We start from the raw sequence: 26,900 nt of genomic DNA, 5'->3' as shown, positions 1-26,900 counted from the left end.
AAACATGCTATGGCGGATCTTTTCTCAGGAAATAAAAATGTTTAACAACATAACTGCTGCATTAATAGCGTGCGGGCTGGTTACGCCTGTATGGGCCGCTACAGACGCTATTTTTGAAGATCCTTTTTTTACTGACTCACAGCTCACTGTCTCTGCAAAGAATTATTGGAAATATCTTAAGGAGGAAAATGCCAACCCTAAACATGTACACAACGCCTGGGGACAGGGATTTTCAGCAGAATACCAGTCTGGTTATTTAGCCGATATTATCGGCTTCGACGTATCGTATTATAGCGCGATAAAGTTGGGCGCCAGCGACTATTTCAACTCCCGCGGTGTGCTTTATAACAATGGGACTGGTAACAAAAAAAGCAATGCAGAAGGGTATTCAAAGTTTGGTCAACGTAATGTGAAGCTTAACTACACGCTTTCTGGTGCTCAGCTAAACGCGCGCTGGGGATGGCAGATACTGAAAAATTATGGCGTTATTTCAACATCTAACAGGCTTTCGCCGACAACGTATTCCGGCGTAAGCAGTGCTTTAAGCTACGGTCCATTTACCATAAGAGGGGCATGGCTTGAAAATTCCATGGACAGAAACTCACCAGATAAAAAGCGATTTCAGACCAATACCGGTGAATATATTAGCCACCTGGCAAGCGGAGAAATTCTCTGGCGGGGAAAAAATTTTGATGCACAGTATGCTTATGGTGAGAGCAAAGGCTATCTGCAGCGGCACCTGCTGTTTACGCAGTTTCGACCTGATACGCAGCTAACGATAGGCACTCAGGTATACGGCACCCACGCCATGGAAAGTTACCGTGCAATGCCCGCGAGTAAACGGGATTTTGACAATAATGCTTGGCATTTTGCGTTGGACGCGACCTGGAAAGGTGAACGCTGGAATAGCAAAATGGGCATTGGCTACACCAATGCTAAAAAAGCAGATGAAGTCGGGTTTTATCCACGCCACATGAGTAAAAATTCCCGGGGAACATTTATTTCCATGGCCTACGCTGGCGACGATTACATGCGTGATGGGGAACTGGTGCTGGCGAACATCACCGAATATCGATTAACCCCTGAATTAGCCGTTGGCCTGGCGGGAAACATCGGGCAATTTAACTATAAAGGGAATCACGTGCGCACCGGGGAGATCAATGCCTTTAGCCGTTGGGTTCCAACGCAGTCCATGTTTAAAAACTTCACTTTTTGGGCGATGTTCGGGCCAGGATGGTCATACAAGACGCAGGGAAAAACGCCAGTCCTTACGGACGGCCATTACACACGTACAAACACGCTGTCGTCGGAAGTGATCATGGAATATCGATTCAAGGTGTTCTGATCGAGATGACATGGCGAGGACGAAGCCGCCCAGGAGCGATGGCGAACGATGTGCCGTGAAAACGCCATGTCGAGAATGATATTGTAGACGCGGACAACGACATAATGATGTTGTTGTCCGCGATTTAATCTGACAGCCGGAGATGATTGTTGGAGAAAGAAAGCGACATGTCTGATTGCGGATATCATGAAGGCTGAATAGCGCTCGTCGCAGACGGAGCAACGATAGATGACCAGTTTGATTGGATAGCTACGAGAACGGAACAAGCACAGGCCAGCAAGAACCACAGTAATGCACAACGTTAAACGCCGTTATCCGTCACATGCCATGTAAGTGCGCATAATGTATATTATGTTAAATTCATTTAATCACACGTACCGATGTCCTCATCAGCCTATGACCTAACGATTTGAACCACCCCTTCTTAATTGAACAAGCAACTTGATCTAAACGAGTCGATGCCGCAAATTCAAGATGCCATTTTGTTCAGAAAGAATTACCTCAATCAACTACCAACCCAACTGGCTGTTAAGTTCGTTGGGAGTCACCTGTCAGGCCTGGCACCTGACATCAAAACCATCGCAGGAGGATCAATGCTGAAAAAACCTATCGTTGCCCTTTCATTGTTTTTCGCTCTAACGCCCGCCGTTTTTGCTGGCAATAGTGAAAGTGAACTGTTGAATAAAAAGAATGTCATTGATTTTTATAATAAAGCTTTGAACGATAAAGACTTCTCCGCCGCCAGGCCATATCTCGGGGATCGTTATGTACAGCATAACCCGATGGCAAAAGATGGCGTGGAAGGCTTCGAGCAGTTTATCGCTTTTCTGAAGAATAAATATCCCGACTCGCACAGCGAAATTAAGCAGGCGTTTGTCGACGGAGATAACGTGATCTTGCACGTTGAAGTGACCGGTCGTGAACCTGGCGTTACGCGGGCTATCGTGGATATCTTCCGCCTTAACGAACAGCACAAAATCGTTGAGCATTGGGATGTTACCCAAAACGTCCCGCCAAAAACCGCCAGCGGCAACGGCATGTTCTAAAATCCGGGCTGAATCCTTCTGCTAACGCTCTCGCTTTCCCTTATTCTCGCCCTTCCCTTGTCGGCAGATTCTCTAACCGTAAAAGGAGAATACCACCGGTATTCTCCTTCGTTTATGTGTTAATCACCCCGGCATATATAAGTGGGATAATGTCGGTCCTGGATCAGCCACACCGATGGCGAAACCTCGGAGATGGTCAGATAGTAACGGGCGGTTGGATTGGCGAAGCTTCCCCATTGCGCATCCGGCGTGTTGTCATTGTGCCTGCGCCAGGTTTTGGTATAGCTCAATACCACCACTTTATCATCCTCCCGACGCGACCAGACAAAATCGACGTCTCTGTCGACGATCATGCTCTGGCCATTGGCCCAGGCGGCCCCTTTATAGGCTGTCAGGCCAGTGCCGTCGCGGTGAAAATAGAACTGAGCAACGGTATTAACCCGCACTTCACTGGCCTTACCTTCGTTGCGCGTAAAATTAAACACTGTACTGCAGGCCAGTACATCCCGCTTACCAACACCGGTGGAACAATAATAAAGCGCCAGTGCGCCACCTAACAGAAAAATGCTGAGGCCGCCGATGAGTTTAATTTTCATTTCTCAGCCCCGCTTTTATAACGAATGGTTTTACACAAACTGTCTTTATTGACCGGGCATGCACCGATAAACACTTCATCCGCCGCGACAAGGGAAAAACGAGCGCTGAAATAATAGACGCTGTACTCCTCTCGCTGGCACGCCACGTTGTTTTTATCCAGCAACGCGGCTAATTTAGATAGCACCAGCGGTCGCCCATGATCGTTAATAAGCCAGATGCTACATTTTGCAATTTTTTGCTCAACGGGCTTTAGCTTTAGCGGAGTCGTTATATTCTGCTGCTGGCGAATAATTATACCAATGCCGAATACCGACGCTAATAATGCCGTAAATACCAGCCACCATTTCAGACGTGGTCGCTGCTGCCACTTTTCAGTTTTTTGTGTCTTCGGTTGAGGTTCGCTGACGTAATTGTTTTGCGCAGGTTGAAAAATAACATCCGCATCAAACCGGAAACCATATCGCGGTATGGTCACAATCAATTCATGATGTTCTCCCAACGCCTGGAAACTTTTGCGTAACTCACTTATCGCTTTGTTGAGATTATTTCCCGAGGGCGTAAAACCAAACTCTTGCCATACGCGGGTAATCAACTCCTCACGGCTGAGTTCGCTTCCTTTATGACGAATAAACTCCTGTAACAGACGCACGGCGGGCGCCGAAAGCGTTAATACGGATTCAGGTTGTCCAACAACACTTATTGTGTGAGCTTCAGGATCAAATAACAACGAATTGTTGCATATAAAAAACATATTATATTCTCGGCTGTTGCCGCTTGCTTTTTATCCCTGTAACTGCAGGCAAGAAAGCCCCTCCTGAATTAGCTTGTTTTTTCATCAGTAGGAATTTTCTCCCCATCCTGGGTTGCGGCATTTTCTTTTAACTATACAACTTTAAAGCCTGGATTGCAGGATAAAGAACTGTATTTTTTGAGTTAACTAATACAAATTTTCACAACCTGCTGTTCCGGTTAAAGTTTCCCTGTCCTGAAGCGATACGAAAGCAGACGGTGTCGTGGTGTCAAAACGTTGTACATGAACTCAGAGCAGGCAGAATGAATGTGAAAGTAAAAAACAGAGTAAACAAATCCACTGCGCTTTATCTCGCCGCCCTGTCGATGTCATTTTTCGCAGAAATGACACAGGCCAATATGAGCGTCTACCCGATGGAACTTAACGTCGACAGTTCCGGGACGGCCCAAATCAGAGTGGCCTCTAAAAGCGATGATATTCAGTTCATTCGGGTGAGGCAAAAGAAAATTCTTAATCCTGGTACGCCACAGGAAAAAGAAGTTGAGATGGCAGCCTGGAAAGACGGAGGCGTTGTCGTCACCCCTGAAAAATTTGCTTTAGCGGCAGGTGCATTACGTATCGTGAGGCTGGTATCTCTGACGCCGCCTGAAAAAGAAAGTACCTGGCGCGTTTATTTTGAAGGTGTAAAACAGCCGGATAGCATTCTGCCCGTACCATCCGCGGGAAAGCCGGCTTCGGCCAAACTCGGCGTTAACGTTATCTGGGGAGCATTGGTGCATTTGGCGCCGGAAAAGCCGCTGGTTTCCCTGCGAATAAATCCCGCGTCAGGAACATTAAAAAATGATGGCACGTTGCGGGTACCGTTGAAAGAAATTGGCGCATGCGATGTTAATGATAAATGCCAATGGTTTAAAGAAGACGCGACCATTTATCCTGACACTGAGCGAAAGTTAAAAGTGCTCGCTAAGGCTCGCGGCCAAAAATATAAATTCCGCTATTTCAACTGGATTAATAAAACAGCTGAAGAAGCAGACTTACCCGTCGTGCAATAACACGACATCACTGTCAAAACCACGAGTGGTTTGTTTAAAGAGCTAATGGAGCTCGTTTATAAATATGGAGATATCAATGAAGAAATATATTAAACCTCTGATGATCGTTGCTGCGATGTCTACTGCGTTCAGCGCAATGGCTATTCAGAAGGATATTACGGTTAATGCCAACGTCGATTCCCAGTTGGATATGACCCAAGCCGATAATACGCCGTTACCAGCCAGCATCGATATGCAATATCTGCCGGGCCGTGGGCTGGAAAGCTACCGTCTCAATACCAAAATCTGGTCGAACTCAGCCACCAGCAACGTCAAAGTCCGTCTGGTTAGCGCCGCGAATCTGACCAATGCCGAGGGCGCCGAGACGGTACCGATGACCGTAAAACTGGGCGATAAGACCCTGAACACCACCGATGCAGAATTTACCGGCAGCGAACTGTTCCCGGGCAGCGTTGAAAACGGTTCTGCGGTCCTGCCGCTGACCATCTCTCAGACCACCAAAGGCATTCTGAAAACTGGTCAGTACAGCGGCGTGGTTAGCCTGATGCTGACTCAGGCGACTACCGCGGAAGGCGGCGCGTAACTCCATAATACGTATAAGGAAGTACATCAGAGGGCGCCTGCCCTCTGATGTCAGGATGACGTCGAGGCTCGTTCATGGCTTTTCACAGAAATGCTCTTCTTTTTGTCGTTTTGTTACCCGCTTCCGTTCAATTAGCCAGCGCCAGCATCGTCGTACCTGCGGGTTTTGAAGATCTGGCGAAAACGCAGCGCCTGTGGACGGAAGTCAGTCTGTATGGCGCGTCGCTCGGACTGTTTGAAGCCGATATTACGCTTGAAACGGTCACCTTTGTGGCGCCGGAAACGCTTGTCGCGGCAATTAAACGTCAGTTCAACGATGATCCTGCCTTGATCGCCTCTGTGACCGGCGCCCTTTCCTCTCCGCTTGCGCGTAACGGCAATCTCGCCTGCAGCAGCAATGGTTCCGCGCCGGGTTGCGATTTTATCGACACCAAAAGCGTGGCCCTGATTTATGACGAGAACAACGCGCGCATAAACCTGTTTTTCGACAGGCAGTATCTACCCAAACAAACGGCGGAAAATCAGTGGTATCAGCCTACGCGCAATACTGAAAATGCGTTGATCCACCAGCAAAATATCAATTTCGTGGCCGACGAAAACTATCAGTCGATGACCGTGCAGGGAAATGGCGCGCTGGCCATGACTGAGGACGGGTATTTTAACCTCGACTGGACCTGGCTTGGGCAGCGCTCTCGCCATCAACAGCAGCAGGAGATCACGGTCAATAACGCCTGGTTCCGTCAGGATCTGTGGCATGAATATTACGTGCAGTTAGGGGAAATGGATACGCGCGATCTCTTCAGCGCGGCGGGCGGCAATATCAACCTCAGCCAGTTACCGCTTGGAAAAATTCGCGGTTTGCGTGCCGGCTCGACGCGGGCGTGGATCAACCCCGTGCAGCAGTCCAGCGGAACGCCTATTACGGTGCTGCTTTCCCATGACGCGCGTATAGACGCCCGCCGAGGCAATCAACTGCTGGCCAGTTTTTATCTTAATGCCGGGGCGCAAACCCTGGACACCCGTTCGTTTCCGGACGGGAGCTATACCGTGACGCTGGCGATTTATGAAAACAACCGCCTGACCCGCACCGAGCAGGTTCCGTTTACCCGCACCGGCATCACGCCATTCGACCGCGTCGAGTGGTTTATGCAGGCCGGTGAAACCGATAACGACGATATGAGCGACGAACGCAGCGCCGTGGCGCAAGCGGGCATTCGCCTGCCGGTGACTTCTACGCTTGCGGTCACCAGCGGAGCAACGGTGAAAAAGAACCAGCGTTTTGTGGAAAGCGCCGTCGACTGGAGCCGCGGATTCAATACCGGCCCCATTGATGGGGTACTCAGCACACGCTTTAGCTACCTTTATGGCAGCCATGGCCAACGCGGCAATATCCAGCAAATCAGCTATAACGATGGCTTTTCACTGAGCTTTTATCGCAATGCCTTATCGGCCGACAACTGTAATTCCAACAGTACCGGATTTGACGCGGTGAATGGTTGCTACCGAAGCCTTTCGGTGATGTTCTCCGTTCCTGTCGGCTCGTGGTATGCCAACCTGGGTTATTCCGATAACCGCAATGAAGGCCGTTATGTCTCGCGGCGCGAATTACCGAATAATGACGATCGGCGCGACGACGGTTTGCCCTGGGAATCGGTGTATATGACCCGTTCCCGTTCGCAGGCATGGCAGGCCGGACTTAGCAACGCGTTCAGCACCCGCGGATTGAATATCAACAGCAGCATAAACCTGTTTATGCGTAACGATCATTCTGGTGATGGTAAGGATAAAGGCGGCTTCCTCAGCGTAAGCCTGTCGCTGGCACATAATCGTCAGGGCGATGCCTCCAGCTACACCTCGGTGGGGGCCACGTGGCAACAGCAGAAGCATGAAAAAAATCAGCTCAACTATAACGTCGCGCACAACTGGTACACCGATGCGCGCGGTGAAAATGAGTATGGTCTCAACGCATCCGGGATTAATAGCGACTCGCTGAATACTTCAGCCTATACCCGTCAGGGCGGCCGATTTGGTAACGGAAGTTTGACCGTCAGTGATTCGTGGGATCGCCAGGATCATCGCCACCGGTTCAGCAGCAGCGGAAACTATAGTTCTACGCTGGCGTTATCTCGTTCCGGCCTGTGGTTTGGCCGCTGGGGGGACGGACGCCCGGCGTCAGCCATTGCGGTCAATGTCGCCACACCGGAAGCGACTCCTGATTCTCGCATAGCTGTATCGCTTGATAACAGCGGTAGCGCCGATATCCCGGCAAACGCCCGTGCGTTGTTCGCCCTGCCCGGCTATCAGCAAACCACGCTGACTATTAATGAGTCGACGGACATTTCCCACGGCGCCAACAGTGAAATCACGCAGGGCTCAGGAAGCAGAACGGTATTTATGGTGCCAGGAAAAATGCTGCACAGAGAGGTGCAAACCACCACGCGTTACACCTGGCTTGGCCAGTTGACCGATGAACAACATACGCCGTTTATCGGCGGTATGCCGCTTAACGTCAGCGGCTGGAGCGATTTGGGTAACGGCGGCTTTAGCGCGGAAAGCGACAGCCTGATCCAGTCGCTCTACCTGGTAAAACAGCAACAGTTTTACCAGTGTGCGCTGAAGGTGAAGACCATGCGTGACGTCGTGCGCTATGTCGGCACGGTGACCTGCGAAGAACTGACTTATTCCGCGTTACCGGAAACCGTGCAGCAGCAGGCGCAATTGTTACTGGCTGGCCGTACGCCGGCGGTCAGCCCAACGGCGATGAATAACTCTACTCTCTCTACAGGAAAATGATGTGATAACGCGTCTTTTGATTTTACTGCTCGCCAGCATCTGTTTTGCCGAGGCTCAGGCCGGTAGTCCTGCCGGCAGAAATACCAGCGTGGCGTTTGCTTTCGATCGCCAGTCTCCGCCTGCCCGGATGGATATCTGGCTGCACGAATCCGGCGGTTATGATACGAGCGATCCGCAAAAATGGGGACGAAATACCCTGACCTGTCAGTCACGTACCGACACAACCTATGGCGCCTGCATGACCGCGCCGGTATGGTTTCCTGCGAACCCGGCCGCGCCGTATCCGATAAATCTGCGCTTTACCCACGCAATAACCAACAAGACGGTGGATGTAAAAGTCTATGGTGAACACCACATGTTCATTAATAACAAAACCTTTGTTTTCGCCAGCTACGTAACGGGCGGAACAGTAGATGCGTCAGCCTGGAACAGTGCGCCGTACTTCGATTTTTACATCGTTCGTAGCGAATTAAATAAACTCGATCAGGCCGGTATCTGGACGGCGACGCTGAAGCAGGATTTGCGCGAATGGGGAAGCGCCAGCTGCGGCGGCGACTTCAATAACGTCAATATTGGTTGTCCGGGTTATCTCACCATCGCCAAATGGCAGGCTAACCTGCGTATTGAGGTGGTCGACCCGGGCAATCAGCAGATTTATTTACCGGCATTTCCGCACTCCACGCCGGTGGTGAACCTCAACCTCACCAATTTCCCCGGCAGACCCGGCGGCAGTGAAATTAAGGGCGAAAACTCGTTGGATATGTGCCTCTATGACGGCAACAACAGCACCAGTTCGCGGGCGTTTCTACGCTTTGAAGACGATGGGCTTGACGCGACCGGGCGTGCCGAAGGGGCATTCTCCATCCGGCGGCGAGGGGGCAGCCAGACAGACCCAAGAGATCGTCTCGATTATCAGGTGCTGGTGACCAACCCGACCACCGGCGCAACTGAAGTTGCCGCTAACGGTAAAACGTTGACCTGGGAGGGCACCAATAATCGCCGCTATTTGCGCCAGGTGGTATTGCCGGGCGGCCGCGAAAGCGTGTTATGCATCCCGGCCCCCATTACCCTGAAGACCCCCGCCTTTGCCGCCAGCAGCAAAAACGCGGGTGACTATACCGGTACGTTACGCGTTATCTATACCCCCAGTACGTTATAAAGAGGCTACTGTGAGCTACGTTGTTCTTGATAATAATCGCTTTTATGCGGAGGGGCTGCGCTACGCCCTTCTCCGTCGTAACGTTAAGACGAAAGTGCATAGCGGCACGGTGCAGTGGCAGCCCTTACTGTTAGAGAGCACCACCCTTGTTATTCGCTGCCGTTTCTCCATTACCGGTACGCATCAGTCGCTGGTTGATATTTTACTTACCCTCGAAGCCCATGGCTGGCAGGGAACGGGCTACCTGGTGTGTAATGAAAAAAGCTGGGGGCTGGCCACCTATCTGCGCAAGCGTTTTGAAACGTTAACGTTGCATATCATTGATGACCGCATCTCCGTGGCGGATGCTGCCTGGCTGTTATCTAAAGAGCCAAGGCGGATCCGCACCCTGCGTTGTTGCCTGACTGAGATGGAATTTAACGTCCTCGACAGGCTGGTTAAGGGGCAGTCGGTAAGATATGTCGCGCATATGACGAAGATGAGTGAAAAACAGGTCTCGACCTATAAATGTAATGCCCTGAAGAAACTCAATGCGAATAATCTTCTACAGCTTCTGGTGTAACGACTTGTCCACGCGACATATCGCCACAATTTTCTCTCTGAGCCAGCGGTGAGCGGGATCGCGTTCCATTCTCGGGTGCCACATCTGCGAGACGGTAATCCGCCGGCTTTTAAACGGCAGCTCAAAAAGATGTACCTGCTCCATGACCTGCTGATTGACTATATAGAGAGCGGGGATCATGGCGATAAGATCCGATTGCAGCGCCACGGACAGCGCGGTCGGGAATCCGGGGACGACGCTGGCGATTTTGCGTTTCATGCCGAGCTCGGCCAGCACATCATCAACCGAACCGTGCAGTGTACCTTCAGGTGAAGCCACCACATGCCCCCAGGCAACATAATCCGCCACGGTTATCTCTCTCAGGGCGGCCAGCGGGTGCCGCTTACGCACCACCCCCACAAACCGATCTTCAAACAGTCGTTGCAGACGTATTTCAGGCCCCATATTGCTCTGGACGCCAATCTCCAGATCGACCAGCCCTTCCCGTAGATAGCGTGACGTTTTTTCGGGCTTAGGCGCAAAGCGTAGACAGACATTGGGCGCGGCTTCGGCTACTGCCGCAATGAGCGAAGGGCCAAACGCCACCACAAAACCATCGTTTGCCCTGATGGTAAAAAGACGCTCCAGATTTTGTACGTTGAGCGCTTCGGCCGCTGGCTGCAGCACCGCCTTCGCCTCGAGGACCGCGCGACGGGCGCGATCGCGGGTCGCCTCCGCCCACGGCGTTAGCACCATGTTACGCCCGGCGCGAACCAGTATCGGATCTCCGGTGACGTCGCGTAACCGGCTTAGCGTGCGGCTCATGGCTGACGTACTGAGATTCAAACGACGTGCTGCGCCCGCCACGCTGGCTTCGTTCAGTAATACATCGAGTGCAATCAATAAATTAAAATCGGGGTCTGACATGACCACAACTCCTGGAACATTCAGATAAGGCGTTTCATGCAACTATAGAGTGTAAATGGTGCGCCTTCCGCCCGGTAAAAGCCATCTTTATAGTTTCGTCATCCAGATATCCTCTGCAGGAGACAACACGATGACACTATTTTCCAGCCAACCTGGCGATGACGGCCTGCCAGGCCCGGCGCGAGCGCGGGTTATGGCCGCGGTAATGACCACCACCTTAATGGGCGTCTTTGATGGCACTATGGTAAACATTGCTCTGCCGTCGATGGCGCAGGAACTGCAGGCGTCAGCCAGTACCGCCGTCTGGTTCGCCAACGGGTATCTGCTGGCGGCGGCGATGACGCTGGCGATATTCGCCGCGCTGGCGGCGCGCTTCGGCTACCGCCCGGTGTTTCTGGCCGGACTGCCGACATTTATTGTGGCATCAGCAGGTTGCGCGCTGGCGACGACGCCTGAGCTGCTCATCGGCATGCGGGTGCTGCAGGGGATCGGCGGCGCGGCAACGCTCAGTATCGCACCCGCCATATTGCGCTCCATTTTTCCGGCGCGACTGCTGGGGCGTATTCTCGGGATACACGCCCTGCTTATCGCTTCAAGCTCCGCCATCGGGCCGGTATTGGGTGGCACGATCCTGCATACTTTGAGCTGGCAATGGCTGTTTGCAATAAACGTGCTCCCCGGTACCGTCGCCCTACTGCTGGCGGTCAGATCGCTCCCGCGGCCGACCGTTGACAGGCAAGCCGCTTTCGATACTCCCGGAGCGATATTGTCGGCGCTGCTATTGGGTTCAACGATCATGGCGGCGAATAGCATGCAGAGCGCTTCGCAGCATATCGATAGTCTGTACTGGACGTTGCTCGCAGCGATAAGCGGCACCGCCTTTATCTGGCGCATCCGGCAGACGGACAACCCGCTGCTGCCGCCTGCGATGTTTAAAAATGAACGCTTTACCCTTTCGGCCTTTACATCGCTGATCGCCTTCGTAAGCCAGGGGATCACTTTTATTGCCCTGCCGTTCCTGTTCCAGAACGAGTATGGCTATAGTCCGGTGCTCTCAGCGCTGCTGTTTACTCCGTGGCCATTAGGGATAGTGCTGATCGCACCGCACGCCGGCCGCTGGGCGGACTCAATCTCCGCTCCGCTCATCTCGACGCTGGGACTGATGATTTTTGTCGCGGGTTTAATCCTTCTGGCGATGCTCCCCGCTACGCCCGCCGCGTGGGATATCTGCCTGCGGAGCCTGCTATGCGGTATTGGCTTTGGCTGCTTCCAGAGCCCGAATAACCGGGAAATGCTGTCAAACGTGAGTCGCGAACAGGCGAGCTATGCCTCGGGCGTTTTATCCATCATGCGCACGTTCGGGCAGTGTCTGGGCGCCGCCGTGATGGGCGTACTGTTGGCAAAAGACGAAAGCGCCGTTCATCTTGCGCTGTGGATTGCCGCCGCGGCCTCGGCGTTGTCGGCGGCCGTCAGCGCCAGCCGACTGCGGAAAATAGCTTCTCCTGCAGGGGCGAGATAAGTCTGCGGCGCATCCCCGAAAAGAGGATGCGCCCGTTAGTGATTTACCCGGCAATTTTTATCACCGCCCGGCTGAAGGCATCAATCGCCAGTTCGACATCGGCTTCGCTGACCGCTTCCGCCGGATGGTGACTAATTCCCCCTTTACAGCGCACAAATAACATCCCTACCGGCCAGCGTTCCGCAATGGCAATCGCATCATGTCCGGCGCCGCTTGGCAGCGTCAATGCCGCGCCCTGTACCTCGCATACCGCTTCGGCAATCACCGCCTGTAATCGCGGATCGCAGGCGGTTGCCGCTATGCGATAGAACTCCTCAGCGGCAAACTGCAGGCCGCGACGCCCGGCAATCTCTGCGGCGGCCGCCAGCAATGACTCCAGTAATGCATCGAGCGGTTGATCCTGCGGACCGCGGATATCCAGAGTCAACGCGGCCTCGCCGGGAATGACGTTGACCGCCGCCGGCGAGCAGCGCAATGTCCCGACGGTGGCGACCAGGTTGCCTCCCTGCTGGCGCGTCGTGCTCTCAATATACAGCATCCACTCCGCGGCGGCGGCAAGCGCGTCCCGGCGCTGGTCCATCGGCACCGTGCCTGCATGACCTGCCTCGCCGGTAAAACAGCAATTGAGCCGCCGCGCGCCGTTGATCGCCTCGACCACGCCGAGTGCCGAACCGGCCTGTTCCAGCCTGGGCCCCTGCTCGATATGCAGTTCCAGATAGGCGGAAAAATCTTCCGCCGGGCGCGAGGCTGAATGGACGCGTGATGGATCCAACCCGGCGTTGACCATCGCCTGCGCCAGACTAATGCCTTCGGCATCGCGCTGGTCCAGCCAGGTTTGCGGCCAGCTTCCCGTCAGCCCCTTGCTGCCCAATAGCGTGATACCAAAGCGCGTTCCTTCTTCATCGCAGAAGCCGACGATTTCGATGGCCTGCGCCAGGCGGCGCGCCTGATTATGTAAGCTCTGCACCATTTCAATGGCGGCTAACACCCCCAACATGCCATCATATCGCCCGGCGTTGCGTACCGTATCGAGATGCGATCCGAGCAAAATCGCCGGCGCCCCTTCTTCTCTGCCTTCATAGCGCCCACAAATATTACCGACGCTGTCCTGCCAGACAATCATGCCTGCCTGACGCATCCAGTGGGCAACCTGCTGATTAGCTTCAAGATGTTGTGGCGAAAGGTAAACCCGCGTCAGGCCTTCCGGCGTTTCGCTTATCGCCGCTAATCTCTCTGCCCGCGCCATCACTCGCGCTGCGGCCAGGTTCATAGCGGTTTCTCGCTGCGATAATGATCCCACGCCGCCTGCATGGCTGCCCCTTGCGTGGTGGGGAATTTCAGGTAATTGAGTACTGATTCCAGCGCGCTGAGGGTGGTCATGACGCAATCTTTGCGCGCGTTGTAACCCATTGTGCCTATACGCCACACTTTGCCGTGCAGCGGGCCGAATGAGGTGCCAATCTCAATGGCGAAATCTTCCAGCATCAGTTGGCGTACCTGGTCGCCATTAATGCCCTGCGGGATGATCACGCCCAGTACGTTATTCATTTTGTGTTGCAGGTCGCCAAAAATTTCCAGCCCCATCGCCTGAATCCCTTTCACCAGCGCGTCGCCGTGTAGTTTGTGGCGGGCAATGCCGTTATCGAGCCCTTCTTCAAGCATCAGGCGCGCGCATTCGCGGGCGGCGAACAGTGCGGATGTCGCTTCAGTATGATGGTTAAGGCGTTCTGGCCCCCAGTAATCCATCACCATCCCGAGATCGAAATAGTTGGAGTAAACCATCTCATCGACGCCATCAAGGTGCTCGGCGGTGCGGATCCCCTGCTCAACGCATTTACGTCGACGAATAGTCTCTTCCATCCGCGGGCTCAGGGTAATGGGCGAGGTGCCGGAGGGGCCGCCGAGGCACTTTTGCATTCCCGCCGATACCGCATCCAGCCCCCAGGCATCGGTCTCCAGCGCATTGCCGCCCAATGAGGCGGTGGCGTCGGTATAAAACAGCACATCATAACGACGGCAGATCTCGCCCAGCTCCGCCAGCGGCTGCAGCATGGTGGTCGAGGTGTCTCCCTGCACCGTCAGCAGCATACGTGGACGCACCCGTTTGATCGCATCTTCAATCTGCTCGGGAGAGAACACTTCACCCCACGGCACCTCAATGGTATGCACTTCCGCCCGGCAGCGGCGAGCAATTTCACATAACAGATGGCCAAAGCGGCCAAATACCGGCACCAGTACTTTGTCGCCGGGGCGGATCGCGGAGATCAGAATGGCTTCAATCCCCGCTCGTGAGGTGCCATCCACCAGCATGGTCCAGCGGTTGCTGGTGCGGAATACCCCGCGGTATAACACCATGACTTCGTTCATATAGTGCGTCATTGCCGGATCGTATTGGCCGATAAGCTGGCTGGACATCGCGCGCAGGACGCGCGGGTCGGCGTTGATCGGCCCCGGCCCCATCAGCAGACGATGCGGAGGATTGATTGGTGAAAATTGAGCGATATCCATCGTAGATTCCTTTATTAATTCAGTCCGCGCACGGAGGAGATAAATTGTTTGAGTTCATTGGTTTGCGGCTGGCTGAACAGCGTTTTGCTGTCGCCCTGCTCCCAGACTCGCCCCTGGTGCATAAACACCACCCGGTCGCCGACTTCACGGGCAAAATTCATTTCATGAGTAACCAGAATCAGCGTCATTCCTTCCGCGGCCAGCTGTTCCAGCACTTTGAGCACCTCGCCCACCAGTTCCGGATCCAGCGCGGAGGTGATTTCGTCACAGAGTAAAACTTTTGGCGACATCGCCAGCGCGCGGGCGATAGCTACCCGCTGCTGTTGCCCGCCGGAGAGGCTGGAGGGATAGAAATCCAGCCGATCGCCAAGCCCGACTTTAACCAGCATTTGCTGCGCCAGTTCGCGGCATTCGGCAGGTTTTTTTTTCAATACCCGCCGCGGCGCCAGCATCACGTTTTCCAGCGCCGTCATATGCGGAAATAAATTGAAGTTCTGGAATACCATGCCAACGGAGCGGCTAATCTCCCGCGCCTGCGAATCGCTGTCGGTAATGGTCATGCCGCCGAGCTTAATACTGCCTTCCTGGTACCCCTCCAGCCCGTTAATGCAGCGCAATAAGGTGCTTTTCCCCGAGCCGCTTCGGCCGATGATGGAGATCACCTCACCCATATTGATATCGAGATCAACTCCCTTCAGCACGTGATTATCGCCGTAGAATTTCTGCACCTGATTAATGGTGATGAGCGGCATTGAATTTATTCTCCAGATAGCGGCTGTAACGGGACAGCGGATAACACAAGATGAAGTAGCCCAGCGCGACCAGCGCGAAAACTTTAAACGGCTGATATGTCACGTTGGTGAGCATGGTGCCAGCCTTGGTGAGCTCGACGAAACCGATAATCGACGCCAGCGCGGTGCCCTTTATTACCTGTACGGCGAAACCCACGGTGGGAGCGATGGCGATACGCACCGCCTGCGGCGCCACCACGCGACATAACGTCTGGGTGAAATTTAATCCCAGGCAACGCGATGCCTCCCACTGTCCTTTCGGCAAGGCCCGAATACTGCCGTACCAGATATCCAGCAAAAAGGCGCTGGTATAGAGGGTCAGCGCCAGCGCGGCGGCGGTCCATGGCGACACATCGATCCCGAATAACGCCACGCCGAAAAAGGCGAGAAACAGCTGCATCAGCAATGGCGTCCCCTGAAATAGCTCGATATAGCCGCGAATGAGGCGCTGCACCCACAATTTACCCCGCAGGCGCAGCAGCAACAGCGGTAATGTCACCAGCGCGCCGCCAATAAAGGCCGTCAGCGATAGCAGCACGGTCCAGCGTCCGGCCAGCAGCAGGTTGCGTACGATGTCCCAGTCGGTAAAGGTTGTTATCATGCCTGTACCCTCAGCCATCTACGTCCAGCCGCCATTAGCAGCTGGCGCATCGCTATCGATAACGCTAAATAGAGACCGGTCGTCACCAGATACACCTCGAAGCTCAAAAACGTTCGCGATTGAATTAAGTTGGCGGCAAAGGTCAGCTCTTCATAAGAGACCTGCGATACTACCGACGATCCGAGCATTACGATAATGCACTGGCTCACCAGCGCCGGATAAATACGCTGCAACGCCGGCGGTAAAACCACCTGAATAAAGGTCTGACTCCGGCTGAGCCCCAGTACCCGGCCGGCCTCCCACTGCCCTTTTGACGTCACCTGGATCCCGGCGCGGACGATCTCCGTACTGTAGGCGCCCAGGTTGACGATCATCGCCAGCAGCGCCGCTTCGCCCGCCGTCATCTTCAATCCCAGATTCGGCAGGCCGAAGACAATAAAGAACAGTTGAACCACGAACGGCGTATTACGGATAACCTCAACGTAAGCCCCCCATATCCGACTCAGCCAGCTTGTCCGTCCGCTACGCAGAGCGGCACCGATGATCCCGATAGCCAGGCCGCCGAGCGTGGCGAGTACCGTGAGTTGGATAGTGACCCAGAGTCCCGCCACGAGCTCCGGCCAATAAGGCCAGAGCGCGGAAAAATGTAATTGCTCCGTCATCGCCGTACCTTAAGCGGCAAAGTCGCTGGGCAACGGCGCTTTCAGCCACTGCTGCGATAACGTATTGAGGGTGCCGTCCTTAATGCCCTGCGCGATTAAGGCATTCACCTTTTCCTTCAGCGCCGGTTCATTTTTTTTCAGGCCAATCACGCACGGTGAATCCTTAAGCATAAAGTTGGCGACCGGGGCTTTCGCCGGGTTTTGCCGTGAGATAGCCGCCACCACCAGATTACCCGTCGCCACGTATTGCACCTGACCAGAAAGCCAGGCCGACAGCGTGGTGTTGTTATCTTCGTAACGCTTAATCTGCGCCGCTTTCGGCGCAATGCTGGTCAGCACCATATCCTCCACCGCGCCGCGGGTCACGCCGATACTCTTACCGCTCAGTTCGGCTGCGTCTTTCAGGGCAGCTCCCTGCGGGCCGAAGACGCCAAGGAAAAACGGCGCGTAGGGTTGGCTGAAATCGATGACCTTTTCACGCTCGGCGTTCTTACCCAGGCTTGAGATCACCAGATCCACTTTATCGGTCTGCAGATACGGTACCCGGTTGGCGCTGCTCACCGGAACCAGCTGCAGTTTTAGCTTCATCTGCTTTGCCAGATAGCGGGCCATATCAATGTCATACCCCTGTGGCTGGAGATCGGTGCCGACAGAACCAAACGGCGGGAAATCCTGGGGAACGGCGACGCGGATCACCCCGCGTTTTTCAATATCCTGGAGTTGGTCCGCGTGTGCGGCGGTGATTTGTGTCAACAGACAAGCGACCCCGGTCAGCGCAATCAGCAGTTTTTTCATCATCATTACCCGTTACGTTAGTATGAAACAAAAGATTCTTTAAATAAACTTCTGCAACTAATGTGCCAGATACGGACAAAAGAAATTTGCGCTGCTTAATCGGCTTTTAGCGAGAAATGACGCGAATATTAACCATGGCGGTAAGAAGAGTCGCCCTTCTCCTTACCGCACTTTGGCACCAAAAAGGTGCAAAGCACCAGACTGGCTCCCCATTATCGTTGTTCAAGCTCATCCAACTGCTGGTATAACGTGGCGATGTCATGAATGCGCGGGCGACCGCTATCGAGAATTTCATGTAGCAAGGCGTTCGCCAGCAGGTTGATAAGACTATTGGCCGATGCGTAGCTGTCGAAAGCCGACACGCTGTCCAGCGGGGCGCAAAGCCGCCAGCGGGCCAGAGTAAACAGGCTATGCGCCTGCGGCTCGCAGATTAGCAGCTGCGGAACTCCCCGCTGTTGCAGTTGCTGCATCAGAGGACGAATAATTCGCGGCCTACGGCGAAACGCCATCACCACCACGATATCTTCCGCGCTTAAATCGACCAGCTCTTCACTGAAACTTTGCCCCGGTTGCGGCAGCACCACCACTTGCCCGCGCGCCTGAAGTAACTGCTGGCGCAAATGCAGCGCCAGCGGCCAGGAGTTACGCATCCCAATAATGACGACGCGCCTGGCTTTCACCAGCGCGTTAATGGCTTCGGCAAACTGGCGGGCATCCAGCGCGTTTACCCACTGCGTCAGGTTTGCCATCTCCTGTTTATAATGCCGCGCCAGCAGCGTATTACCCTGCACCGCCTCGCGATGATCGGTCAACGGCATCCCGCTCTGGCGTAACGTGCGCAGCTCATCGCGCATATCGCGATACTTTTCATATCCCAGCCGTTTAAACAGGCGGCTTACCGTCGCTTTTGATACCCCGCTCAGTTGGGCCAGCTCGGCGCTGTTGTAGCTTATCAGGTCGTCAAAGTGGTCGACAATGAAATCCGCCACCCGCTGCTCCTGGGGGGATAACGACGCATATTGCGCTTTCAGCCGTTCATCGAGTTGTTCCATAGCGCCTCTGTAACTTTTGTTTCACTGAACTATACCGCTAACCCCCTTCACAATGCATGCCACAATGAGAAAAGACAAACGGCCGCCGCATCATTGAAACTTTCTTTTCAAAGTGGAACAGCTTTTGCACGGACAGCATTCGCAGCAGTGGCTGTACGATTCGTTACGAGGATAAGTTATGCAGAGTCATTTCTCGACCCAGGGGATGGCGGTCGCCCCCCATCATCTGGCTAGCCAAAGCGCGCTGTCCGTGCTGCGCGAAGGCGGAAGCGCAATAGAAGCGATGGTCGCCGCCGCCGCGACCATCGCGGTGGTCTATCCGCATATGAATGGTCTTGGCGGCGATGGATTCTGGCTGATCGTGCCGCCGCAGGGCGATCCGATCGCCATTGACGCCAGCGGCGCCGCGGGTTCACTGGCGACGCCGGAAGCCTATGCCGGGCTAACGCACATCCCGCATCGCGGCCCGCAATCCGCCCTGACCGTCGCCGGCACCGTCAGCGGCTGGGATGAGGCGCTGAAAGTTTCACACTCGCTGACCGGTAAATCACTACCGCTTTCGCGCCTGTTACAGGACGCGATTGGCTATGCCGATAACGGTATTCCGGTGACCGCCTCGCAAGCCAGCGCCACCGCCGGAAAATTAGATGAACTTCAGCGCCAGCCGGGCTTCGCTGAGACCTTTCTGGTCAATGGCCGCCCTCCGCAAAGCGGCAGCCGCTTTTGTCAGCCTGCGCTGGCCTCCACGCTAAAACGGCTGGTTGCGGAAGGGCTTGATAGTTTCTATCGCGGCTCTCTGGCGGAACAACTGGCGGCCGGCATGGCCCGTTATGGCCTGCCTATTACGCTTGACGATCTGCGCCAGCATCGCGCGCGCCGTCCGCAACCACTGCGGCTACAGCATCAACACGGTGAGTTATGGAACCTGGCGCCGCCGACGCAGGGGCTGGTATCGCTGGCCATCCTCGGCATCACTGACCGGCTGGCGATGGAACAGGCCGACGATGCGCAGACCATCCACCGTATCGTGGAAGCGACAAAAAAGGCCTTTAGCCTGCGAGATAAACATATTACCGACCCGCAGCATCTGGACGTGGATATTCAAAGCCTGCTGTCCCCGCAGGCGTTACAACCGCTGGCGGAGAAGATCGACGACCAGCGCGCCGCGCCATGGGGCGCAGGCAAAGGCCCCGGCGATACCGTTTGGATGGGCGTGATGGATAGTAGCGGGCTGGCGGTTTCCTTTATCCAGAGTCTCTATCATGAGTTTGGCAGCGGCGTGGTGCTGGCGGACAGCGGTATTGTCTGGCAAAACCGCGGTGCGTCGTTCAGCCTCGACCCGGCGCATTTGCTGGCCCTGGCGCCGGGCAAGCAACCCTTCCATACCCTTAATCCCGCCGCCGCGCGCCTGAACGATGGCCGGGTGATGGTTTATGGCTCAATGGGCGGCGACGGGCAGCCGCAAACGCAGGCGGCGCTTTTCACCCGCTATATCCTGCAGAATGTCCCGCTTCAGGAGAGTATTTCTCGTCCGCGCTGGCTGCTTGGACGCACCTGGGGACAGACCTCGGACTCACTAAAAGTAGAAGGCCGCTTTGCGCCGCAAACCCTCGCCCGGCTCAGGGACCTGGGGCATGAGGTTGAGGTACTGGCCGACTTCAGCGAGGCCATGGGACATGCCGGGGCTATTGTCCGCCATCCTGACGGCCTGTTTGAAGGCGCGTCTGACCCGCGCAGTAACGGCACCGCCGCTGGCTATTAGGGGGAGAAGCATGAAACAAACCGAAAAAGAGTGGCGCGACTGGCTTCTACAGATGGAACAGATCCTCACCCTTGAACTGGATGAATCGCGCCGCGCTGAGCTGCTGGCGCAATTTCGCCGCATTGCCGATATGGCTGAACCGCTGATGGCCTATCCGCTCGATCAGCGTCTGGAAATCGCCGGAGTGTATAAAGCATGAAGCTACATCAGATGACCATTGCCGACATTCAGCAGTCGCTGAGTCGCGGTGAATTTAGCGCCAGAGAGGTGGCTCGCCAGACGCTTGATGATATTGCGCAAAGTAACCCACTGCTCAATGCCTGGACGACTGTCACCGGGAAACGGATGCTCGACGAAGCGGACGCCATTGATGCCCTACGGCGCACGAATCAGCCGCTGCCTGCGCTGGCAGGCATTCCCTACGCGGTCAAAAATCTGTTTGATGTCGCGGGAGAAACCACCCTCGCCGGCGCGCAACTGTTCAGCAATAACCCGCCTGCCCGCGTCGATAGCTGGGCGGTAAGTCAAATCCATACCGCAGGCGGCCTGCTCAGCGGGATGCTGAATATGGACGCCTATGCTTACGGTTTTACTACGGAAAACAGCCACTATGGCGCGACGCGCAATCCGCACGATCTTAACCGCATTGCCGGCGGATCCTCCGGCGGCTCAGCGGCGGCGGTCGCCGCCGGGCTGGTTAATTTCTCGCTCGGTAGCGACACCAATGGTTCGATTCGCGTTCCGGCATCCCTGAGCGGGATTTTTGGTCTCAAGCCAACCTTCGGCCGTCTGTCGCGTACCGGCAGCCACCCTTTTGTTCCCAGCCTCGATCATATTGGTCCGTTTGCCCGTACGGTAGAGGATTTAGCCACAGTCTACGATGTTCTTCAGGGGCGAGACGTTAATGACGGTTTTCAGGCCGAACGCGGCGTCACCCCAGCTACGCCGCATCTGCAATATAGCCTCCAGGGGCTGCGTTGCGCGGTTTTAGGCGGCTATTTCAGCCGCTGGTGCGATGACGATGCCCGCGCGGCGGTGGCTCGCGTCGCCCGCTATCTCGAAGCCTCTGAAGAGTATCTCTTCCCCGAGGCGGAGCTGGCGCGCGCTTCTGCTTTTATCATTAGCGCTTCTGAAGGCGGAAACCAGTACCTGCCAGCCTTACGGCGTGAGCCGGAGCGCTTTGAACCGCACTCGCGCGAACGTCTGCTGGCGGGTGCGATGATCCCTTCCGCCTGGTACCTGCAGGCGCAGCGCTTCCGTCGGCACGCCCAGCAGCAAGTCGCGTCGCTATTCACCCATGCCGACGTGCTCATCGCCCCGGCAACACCATGCAGCGCCACGCTTATTGGCGAGCAGACGATGGAGATCAACGGCGAGTCTTTACCGATACGCGCCAGCATGGGCATGCTCACTCAACCAATCTCCTTTATCGGTCTGCCGGTGGTAACCGTCCCGCTACGTACCGCGACAGGGCTACCTGTCGGGGTGCAGTTAATTGCCGCACCGTTTAATGAACAGGCCTGTCTGCGCGCCGCCTATGCGCTGGAAGCGATGGGAATGACCGATTCCCGCCCGGTGGAGGTAGCCGCATGATCGCGTCGCAAGAAATCAATATTCCGCAGGTGGTCGCCGAAGTAACGGCGGCTTTTTATCGCTATGAACAGGCGCTGGTGAGTAACGATATCGCGGTGCTGGATGCGTTGTTCTGGCACGATACGCGCACGGTTCGCCTCGGCGCCGGAGAGAATCTGTATGGTATTGATGAGATCCGCGCCTTCCGCGCCGCACGCCCTGCCGCAGGGCTTGCGCGGGAGTTACGCCATACGGTGATCACCACCTATGGAGAGGATTATGCGGTATGCAGTACCGAGTTCACCCGTGAAGGCAGCGAACGTATCGGCCGTCAGCAGCAAACCTGGGTTCGTTTTTCCTGCGGCTGGCGTATCGTTGCCGCACAGGTTAGTTTGATGGGACATTGATGCCGTTGTCGCCCCCTGCTTGCGCTGCGCTTAGCAGGCCTACAGATCACATGCCGGCGTAGATACTGTTATCGATTTGCAACTTTTTTAAGAGGTTTTCCCGGACGCGGCGCGTTGCGCCTTCTCCGGGCTACCAAATCGCATTGTGCTGTAGCCCCGGTAAGCGGCAGCGCCACCGGGGATTTTGAGGCTACCAACACCGGCAGTTTCAGCCAGCGCGGTGAAGACATTAGGCAGGTCGTAATGACCGTAGGTCGGGTAAGGCGTTAGCCGCCACCCGACAAAATAACGGCGCAATGGGTCTGCCGCTATGGCTGGTACGGATGCACCCGCCGCCAGTGGTCGGCAATCTGCTGGCGGGTACAAATCCACACGCGCTCATGCTGCTGCACGTAATCGAGAAAACGTTGCAGAGCGCGAAAGCGTCCAGGGCGGCCCAGCAACCGGCAGTGCATGCCGATAGACATCATTTTCGGCGACGTTTCACCTTCCGCGTACAGCACATCAAAGCTGTCTTTCAGATAGGTATAAAACTGTTCAGCGGTATTAAACCCCTGAGCGGTGGCAAAGCGCATATCGTTGGCATCGAGCGTGTAAGGCACGATGAGATGCGGTTTACGCTGCCCGTCGGCGCAAGGCACTTCCGTCCAGAACGGCAAATCATCGCCATAATAGTCGCTGTCGTAATCAAATCCGCCATGTTCGACCACCAGTTGCCGGGTGTTAGGGCTATCGCGCCCTGTGTACCAGCCGGTGGGCGGTTTGCCAAACAGGTCGGTCAGCACCTGCACCGCTTTATGCAGATGGTCGCGCTCCTGTCCAATCGCCATATGCTGATAGTGGATCCAACGCCACCCGTGGCTGACCACATCGTAGTTGGCCGCTTTGATCGCCGCGACGATATCCGGATGACGCGCCAGCGCCATTGCCACGCCAAACACCGTCAGCGGTAACCCCCGCTCCTGAAAGGCATGATGGATACGCCAGAAACCCGCGCGGCTGCCATATTCATACAATGAGTCCATCGACATATGGCGGTCGGGATAGCTGGCAGCGCCGATGATATCGGAGAGAAACTGTTCAGAACCCGCATCGCCGTGCAGGACGTGATTCTCGGCGCCTTCTTCGTAATTAAGCACAAACTGCACCGCGATACGCGCCTGGTTTGGCCACTGCGCGTGCGGCGGCTTTCCCGCGTAGCCGCGCAAATCGCGCGGATATAATTCTGCTGCTGGTATCATCTCCCACCCCTTCATTTAATCATTAAACACGGCAAATTTACCGCTAAGCGTTTTACGTTCCGGATAAGCTAAATCGCCGTGCTTGCTGGTTGTCAGGCCTAGCGACACCAGAGATTCCACCATCTTCACCGCCGCGCTGACGCCATCAATAACGGGTACCTGAAGTTCCCGGGTCAGTTGCTGCGCCAGGGTCGCCATGCCGCCGCAGCCCAGCACGATAGCGCCGCAGCCATCCTCCTGTAGCGCCTGAATACAGCGGGCGCGTACTTTTTCCTGCGCCACGCCGCTGCCATCTTCCAGCGCCAGCACCGGTAGATCGATCGCATGCAGACCGGCGCAATGCTCATGGAAACCATACTGATGTAGCAGATGGCGAGCGATAATCAGCGTGCGCGGCAAGGTAGTGACCACCGAGAAGCGGGTAGCGACCAGCGTCGCCATATGCATCGCCGCCTCGGCAATACCAATAACCGGCCCCTGGGCCAGTTCACGGGCGGCAAGTAACCCCGGATCGCCAAAACAGGCGATAACATGCCCGGAAACGCCCTGCTGCTGCCCGGCTTTTATTTGCTCCAGCACGCCGACGGCGGCGATGGCTTCGTCAAAATGCCCTTCAATCGACGGCACGCCGTCTGGTGGACAGACCGCGACAATATCGGTTCCTGGCGACGCCGCGGCGCGGGCCGCCTCGGCGATGGTTTGCGTCATACCGGGATCGGTATTGGGATTGATAACTTGTATATAGATGGTGGACATTACCGCTCCTTATAGCCGGCAAACAGCCGGGCGAAATCGGGAACCGACTCCCCCGTGCGGGAAAAACATAAACTGGCGACGATGTGTTCAAAGTGATGGTTGAGTGCCTCGGTCAGCGCGGTTAGCGCTTTTTCGCGTAACAGGCCGACAAGGCGCTCGTGGTCATCGCAGCGGCACCCCTGCCGCCACGGCGCGCCCCAGGCGGCAATCACCAGCGATGAGCGTTGACTGAGTCGGGTGACCATCTCCGTTAGTACCTGGTTGCCGGAAATGGCCTGTAACTGAATATGAAAATTAGCGGAATGGCGGATAGCGGACGGGCCATCATAGGCCTCATGCGCCAGTTGCTCCTGCTGAATAATGGCTTCCAGCGCCGCCAGATGCGGAGGCTGGCAGCGTTGCAGTACATCCGGCAGATTCGCCACTTCCAGTAGCGCGCGGGTGCGGAATATATCCCGTGCCTCGTCAACCGTCGGACTGGCGACCTGTGCACCACGTTTGGGCGTTAATGTCACCATTTGCACAGCGGCGAGTCGTTGTAGCGCTTTGCGTACCCCCGTTCGGCTGACGCCAAACACCTCCGCCAGCGCCTCTTCCGGCAATTTGCTGCCCGGCAGCAGTTGTTGCTCGACAATCGCAGTCAGCAAGGCTTGGTAGATAGACTCATCCTTGTCATGCAGTCCGGCTGCGGCCTGCAGCGGATTTTCATTGCCCATTGGTCCACTCCACTTTCCATTTCGATATCAAATCGTATACATAAAATAAATATTTTGTATACAAGATTAACTATTCTGGCCTGGATCCTGCAACGCCTTCCGCTATCAACGGCAAAACGTTTGTCTTCAGAGGAGCAGGATCCATGCCAAATACACAAAACACGCATCAGCTCAACGCCGGAGACCCGGCATCAGGCTACAGCCCGCGTCTTTGCAACGAGGATCTGGCGCCGACGCGCGAGCAAAACTGGAACTGGTACAACATTTTTTCTTTCTGGATGTCGGACGTGCATAGCATGGGCGGCTATGTGGTGGCGGCGAGTTTCTTTACGCTGGGGCTGGCGAGCTGGCAGGTGCTTATCTGTCTGTTAGCCGGAATTGTTATCGTCCAGCTTTGCGCCAATCTGGTAGCCAAACCCAGCCAGATTGCCGGCGTGCCCTATGCGGTCATCTGCCGTCAGGCGTTCGGCGTATTCGGCGCCAATATTCCGGCGGTGATACGCGGGCTGATTGCTTTCGCCTGGTACGGGATCCAAACCTATCTGGCTGCGAACGCCTTAATGCTGGTGCTGCTGAAGTTCTGGCCCTCGCTGGCGGCAATGACGCAAACGTCATTGCTGGGTCTTTCATCGCTTGGCTGGATCTGTTTCGCCACCATGTGGCTGTTGCAGGCGATGGTGTTCTGGCACGGCATGAACGCGATTAAGCGCTTTATTGATATCGCCGGCCCGGCGGTATATGTGGTGATGCTGGCCCTGGCGGGCTGGATTGTATACAAGACAGGCCTCGATGGTATCTCCTTTACCCTCGCCAGTAAGACGCTGACCGCCGGTGAGCAAAGCTGGCAGATGATCACCGCCACCGCGCTGGTGGTCTCTTACTTCTCCGGTCCGCTGCTTAATTTTGGCGATTTCTCCCGTTATGCCAGAAGCATGGGCGAAATTCGCCGCGGCAACCGCTGGGGGCTGCCGTTTAACTTCCTGCTGTTCTCGGTAGTGACCGTAGTAATCGTCTCCGGAACGCAATCTTTATTTGGCCGGATGATCACCGACCCGATTGAAACGGTGAGCCATGTGGGTAACGATCTGGCGGTGGCCATCGGCCTGCTGACCATGATCACCGCCACTATCGGCATCAATATTGTCGCCAACTTCGTCTCGCCGGCATTTGATTTTTCCAACTGCGCGCCGCAAAAAATCAGCTTCCGCACTGGCGGGATGATTGCCGCCGTCGGCTCGATACTGCTCACCCCATGGAATCTGTTTAACTCCCCAGAACTTATCCACTACACACTGGATGTATTGGGAGCGTTTATCGGGCCGTTGTTTGGCATTCTGCTGGTTGATTTCTATTTGATTAAACGCGGGCAGGTATCGATCGACGATCTTTTCGATGATACCCCTAAAGGCAAATACTGGTACCGCAACGGCTTTAACCCGAAGGCCATCGCCGCGCTGCTGCCCTCGGTGGCGGTCGGCCTGATTATCAGCTTTATTCCCGCTCTGCATGAGGTGGCCAATTTTAGCTGGTTCATCGGCGTGCTGTTAAGCGGCAGCCTGTATCGCTGGATTGCCCGCGACGAGCGGCAGGCCGCTTCCTACGCCCGCTTTACCCCCGGCGCGCTGGCGCAGAAAGAATAATCCCGCCCGGCCGCGGTGCCTTCCGCGGCCTCCTGGCATTAAATTTGCAAATATTTGCGCAATAGCTATCACCCTACTTATATAA

Annotated in this window: 27 protein-coding genes and 1 pseudogene; 14 read left to right on the top strand and 14 right to left on the bottom strand. The window is 55.4% G+C overall.

Annotation, left to right across the window (positions count from 1 at the left end; genetic code table 11):
• The first annotated feature begins 37 nt into the window (after window positions 1-37).
• The 3 genes and pseudogenes from PGQ95_RS08005 to PGQ95_RS07995 all read left to right on the top strand — a co-directional run bounded on the left by PGQ95_RS08005 (window position 38) and on the right by PGQ95_RS07995 (window position 2,391).
• Window positions 38-1,345, top strand: coding sequence for an OprD family outer membrane porin (locus PGQ95_RS08005; protein WP_271032505.1), 1,308 nt, complete (start codon window positions 38-40; stop codon window positions 1,343-1,345).
• Window positions 1,346-1,773: 428 nt separating this feature from the next.
• Window positions 1,774-1,890 (top strand): annotated as a pseudogene (locus PGQ95_RS08000) (hypothetical protein); the annotation flags it as partial.
• Window positions 1,891-1,938: 48 nt separating this feature from the next.
• Window positions 1,939-2,391, top strand: a complete 453-nt coding sequence (locus PGQ95_RS07995; RefSeq protein ID WP_430917743.1) for a nuclear transport factor 2 family protein — start codon at window positions 1,939-1,941, stop codon at window positions 2,389-2,391.
• Window positions 2,392-2,510: 119 nt separating this feature from the next.
• On the opposite strand, the gene PGQ95_RS07990 is transcribed toward PGQ95_RS07995, so the two are convergent.
• The gene (locus tag PGQ95_RS07990) at window positions 2,511-2,987 is read right to left on the bottom strand and encodes a hypothetical protein (protein ID WP_113373392.1); all 477 of its coding nucleotides are present in this window, start codon (window positions 2,985-2,987) and stop codon (window positions 2,511-2,513) included.
• Entirely contained in the window at window positions 2,984-3,739 is a 756-nt protein-coding gene (locus tag PGQ95_RS07985) for a winged helix-turn-helix domain-containing protein (protein ID WP_430917637.1), read from the bottom strand. The genes PGQ95_RS07990 and PGQ95_RS07985 overlap by 4 nt, the downstream gene beginning before the upstream one ends.
• Window positions 3,740-4,041: 302 nt before the next feature.
• Between PGQ95_RS07985 and PGQ95_RS07980 the strand changes: the two genes are divergently transcribed.
• From PGQ95_RS07980 to PGQ95_RS07960, 5 genes are all read left to right on the top strand, one after another.
• On the top strand, window positions 4,042-4,791 hold the full coding sequence (locus PGQ95_RS07980) for a fimbrial protein (RefSeq protein ID WP_213794058.1): 750 nt from the start codon (window positions 4,042-4,044) through the stop codon (window positions 4,789-4,791).
• A 76-nt stretch (window positions 4,792-4,867) separates the two neighbouring features.
• Window positions 4,868-5,374: a CS1 type fimbrial major subunit gene (locus PGQ95_RS07975; RefSeq protein WP_087860770.1), complete on the top strand. Its 507-nt coding sequence runs from the start codon at window positions 4,868-4,870 to the stop codon at window positions 5,372-5,374.
• 74 nt (window positions 5,375-5,448) lie between these two features.
• Window positions 5,449-8,166: a TcfC E-set like domain-containing protein gene (locus PGQ95_RS07970; RefSeq protein WP_430917634.1), complete on the top strand. Its 2,718-nt coding sequence runs from the start codon at window positions 5,449-5,451 to the stop codon at window positions 8,164-8,166.
• 1 nt (window position 8,167) lies between these two features.
• Window positions 8,168-9,325 (top strand): CfaE/CblD family pilus tip adhesin, encoded by a 1,158-nt coding sequence (locus PGQ95_RS07965; RefSeq protein ID WP_213794056.1) that lies wholly within the window; start codon window positions 8,168-8,170, stop codon window positions 9,323-9,325.
• Window positions 9,326-9,335: 10 nt separating this feature from the next.
• Window positions 9,336-9,887 (top strand): LuxR C-terminal-related transcriptional regulator, encoded by a 552-nt coding sequence (locus PGQ95_RS07960; RefSeq protein WP_087860773.1) that lies wholly within the window; start codon window positions 9,336-9,338, stop codon window positions 9,885-9,887.
• Here PGQ95_RS07960 and PGQ95_RS07955 read toward each other — a convergent pair.
• Window positions 9,870-10,793: a LysR family transcriptional regulator gene (locus PGQ95_RS07955; RefSeq protein ID WP_213794055.1), complete on the bottom strand. Its 924-nt coding sequence runs from the start codon at window positions 10,791-10,793 to the stop codon at window positions 9,870-9,872. The genes PGQ95_RS07960 and PGQ95_RS07955 overlap by 18 nt on opposite strands.
• Before the next feature lie 130 nt (window positions 10,794-10,923).
• Between PGQ95_RS07955 and PGQ95_RS07950 the strand changes: the two genes are divergently transcribed.
• Entirely contained in the window at window positions 10,924-12,312 is a 1,389-nt protein-coding gene (locus tag PGQ95_RS07950) for an MFS transporter (RefSeq protein ID WP_430917631.1), read from the top strand.
• 43 nt (window positions 12,313-12,355) lie between these two features.
• Here PGQ95_RS07950 and hpxK read toward each other — a convergent pair whose 3' ends face one another.
• The 7 genes from hpxK to hpxU all read right to left on the bottom strand — a co-directional run bounded on the left by hpxK (window position 12,356) and on the right by hpxU (window position 18,721).
• Complete coding sequence (gene hpxK / locus PGQ95_RS07945; protein WP_430917629.1) at window positions 12,356-13,582, bottom strand: allantoate amidohydrolase; 1,227 nt, start codon at window positions 13,580-13,582, stop codon at window positions 12,356-12,358.
• Complete coding sequence (locus PGQ95_RS07940) at window positions 13,579-14,820, bottom strand: pyridoxal-phosphate-dependent aminotransferase family protein (RefSeq protein ID WP_348854667.1); 1,242 nt, start codon at window positions 14,818-14,820, stop codon at window positions 13,579-13,581. The genes hpxK and PGQ95_RS07940 overlap by 4 nt, the downstream gene beginning before the upstream one ends.
• Window positions 14,821-14,834: 14 nt before the next feature.
• Complete coding sequence (locus PGQ95_RS07935; protein ID WP_015705410.1) at window positions 14,835-15,572, bottom strand: amino acid ABC transporter ATP-binding protein; 738 nt, start codon at window positions 15,570-15,572, stop codon at window positions 14,835-14,837.
• Window positions 15,553-16,209 carry an amino acid ABC transporter permease gene (locus PGQ95_RS07930; RefSeq protein ID WP_032715563.1) on the bottom strand — a complete coding sequence of 219 codons (657 nt, stop codon included), beginning with the start codon at window positions 16,207-16,209 and terminating at the stop codon, window positions 15,553-15,555. The genes PGQ95_RS07935 and PGQ95_RS07930 overlap by 20 nt, the downstream gene beginning before the upstream one ends.
• The gene (locus tag PGQ95_RS07925) at window positions 16,209-16,874 is read right to left on the bottom strand and encodes an amino acid ABC transporter permease (protein ID WP_430917626.1); all 666 of its coding nucleotides are present in this window, start codon (window positions 16,872-16,874) and stop codon (window positions 16,209-16,211) included. The genes PGQ95_RS07930 and PGQ95_RS07925 overlap by 1 nt, the downstream gene beginning before the upstream one ends.
• A gap of 9 nt (window positions 16,875-16,883) precedes the next feature.
• Window positions 16,884-17,669, bottom strand: a complete 786-nt coding sequence (locus tag PGQ95_RS07920; protein ID WP_032712624.1) for a transporter substrate-binding domain-containing protein — start codon at window positions 17,667-17,669, stop codon at window positions 16,884-16,886.
• Window positions 17,670-17,881: 212 nt separating this feature from the next.
• Complete coding sequence (gene hpxU / locus PGQ95_RS07915; protein ID WP_430917624.1) at window positions 17,882-18,721, bottom strand: MurR/RpiR family transcriptional regulator HpxU; 840 nt, start codon at window positions 18,719-18,721, stop codon at window positions 17,882-17,884.
• A 178-nt stretch (window positions 18,722-18,899) separates the two neighbouring features.
• Here hpxU and hpxW point away from each other — a divergent pair, with 178 nt between their 5' ends.
• The 4 genes from hpxW to hpxZ are packed head-to-tail and all read left to right on the top strand — an operon-like array spanning window position 18,900 to window position 22,462.
• Window positions 18,900-20,483, top strand: coding sequence for an oxamate amidohydrolase (gene hpxW / locus PGQ95_RS07910; RefSeq protein ID WP_430917622.1), 1,584 nt, complete (start codon window positions 18,900-18,902; stop codon window positions 20,481-20,483).
• A gap of 10 nt (window positions 20,484-20,493) precedes the next feature.
• The gene (hpxX, locus tag PGQ95_RS07905) at window positions 20,494-20,682 is read left to right on the top strand and encodes an oxalurate catabolism protein HpxX (RefSeq protein WP_430917620.1); all 189 of its coding nucleotides are present in this window, start codon (window positions 20,494-20,496) and stop codon (window positions 20,680-20,682) included.
• Entirely contained in the window at window positions 20,679-22,076 is a 1,398-nt protein-coding gene (locus tag PGQ95_RS07900; protein ID WP_430917618.1) for an AtzE family amidohydrolase, read from the top strand. Before hpxX ends, PGQ95_RS07900 begins: the two co-directional genes overlap by 4 nt.
• The gene (gene hpxZ / locus PGQ95_RS07895) at window positions 22,073-22,462 is read left to right on the top strand and encodes an oxalurate catabolism protein HpxZ (RefSeq protein WP_430917616.1); all 390 of its coding nucleotides are present in this window, start codon (window positions 22,073-22,075) and stop codon (window positions 22,460-22,462) included. The genes PGQ95_RS07900 and hpxZ overlap by 4 nt, the downstream gene beginning before the upstream one ends.
• Before the next feature lie 87 nt (window positions 22,463-22,549).
• On the opposite strand, the gene PGQ95_RS07890 is transcribed toward hpxZ, so the two are convergent.
• The 4 genes from PGQ95_RS07890 to PGQ95_RS07875 are packed head-to-tail and all read right to left on the bottom strand — an operon-like array spanning window position 22,550 to window position 25,175.
• Window positions 22,550-22,759: a hypothetical protein gene (locus PGQ95_RS07890; RefSeq protein WP_430917614.1), complete on the bottom strand. Its 210-nt coding sequence runs from the start codon at window positions 22,757-22,759 to the stop codon at window positions 22,550-22,552.
• 11 nt (window positions 22,760-22,770) lie between these two features.
• The gene (gene puuE, locus PGQ95_RS07885; RefSeq protein WP_430917612.1) at window positions 22,771-23,703 is read right to left on the bottom strand and encodes an allantoinase PuuE; all 933 of its coding nucleotides are present in this window, start codon (window positions 23,701-23,703) and stop codon (window positions 22,771-22,773) included.
• A 15-nt stretch (window positions 23,704-23,718) separates the two neighbouring features.
• Window positions 23,719-24,459, bottom strand: a complete 741-nt coding sequence (hpxA, locus tag PGQ95_RS07880) for an allantoin racemase (RefSeq protein ID WP_430917610.1) — start codon at window positions 24,457-24,459, stop codon at window positions 23,719-23,721.
• Window positions 24,459-25,175: a GntR family transcriptional regulator gene (locus tag PGQ95_RS07875; RefSeq protein WP_087860784.1), complete on the bottom strand. Its 717-nt coding sequence runs from the start codon at window positions 25,173-25,175 to the stop codon at window positions 24,459-24,461. Before PGQ95_RS07875 ends, hpxA begins: the two co-directional genes overlap by 1 nt.
• 143 nt (window positions 25,176-25,318) lie before the next feature.
• Here PGQ95_RS07875 and PGQ95_RS07870 point away from each other — a divergent pair, with 143 nt between their 5' ends.
• Entirely contained in the window at window positions 25,319-26,815 is a 1,497-nt protein-coding gene (locus PGQ95_RS07870; protein WP_430917607.1) for an NCS1 family nucleobase:cation symporter-1, read from the top strand.
• Window positions 26,816-26,900 lie beyond the last annotated feature (85 nt).

Origin of the sequence: Klebsiella sp. 141240, assembly GCF_050600805.1 — a bacterium.
GTDB lineage: Bacteria > Pseudomonadota > Gammaproteobacteria > Enterobacterales > Enterobacteriaceae > Klebsiella > Klebsiella aerogenes.
The sequence above is the reverse complement of the archived record's forward strand: the minus strand, read 5'-3'. Positions and strand labels throughout refer to the sequence as shown.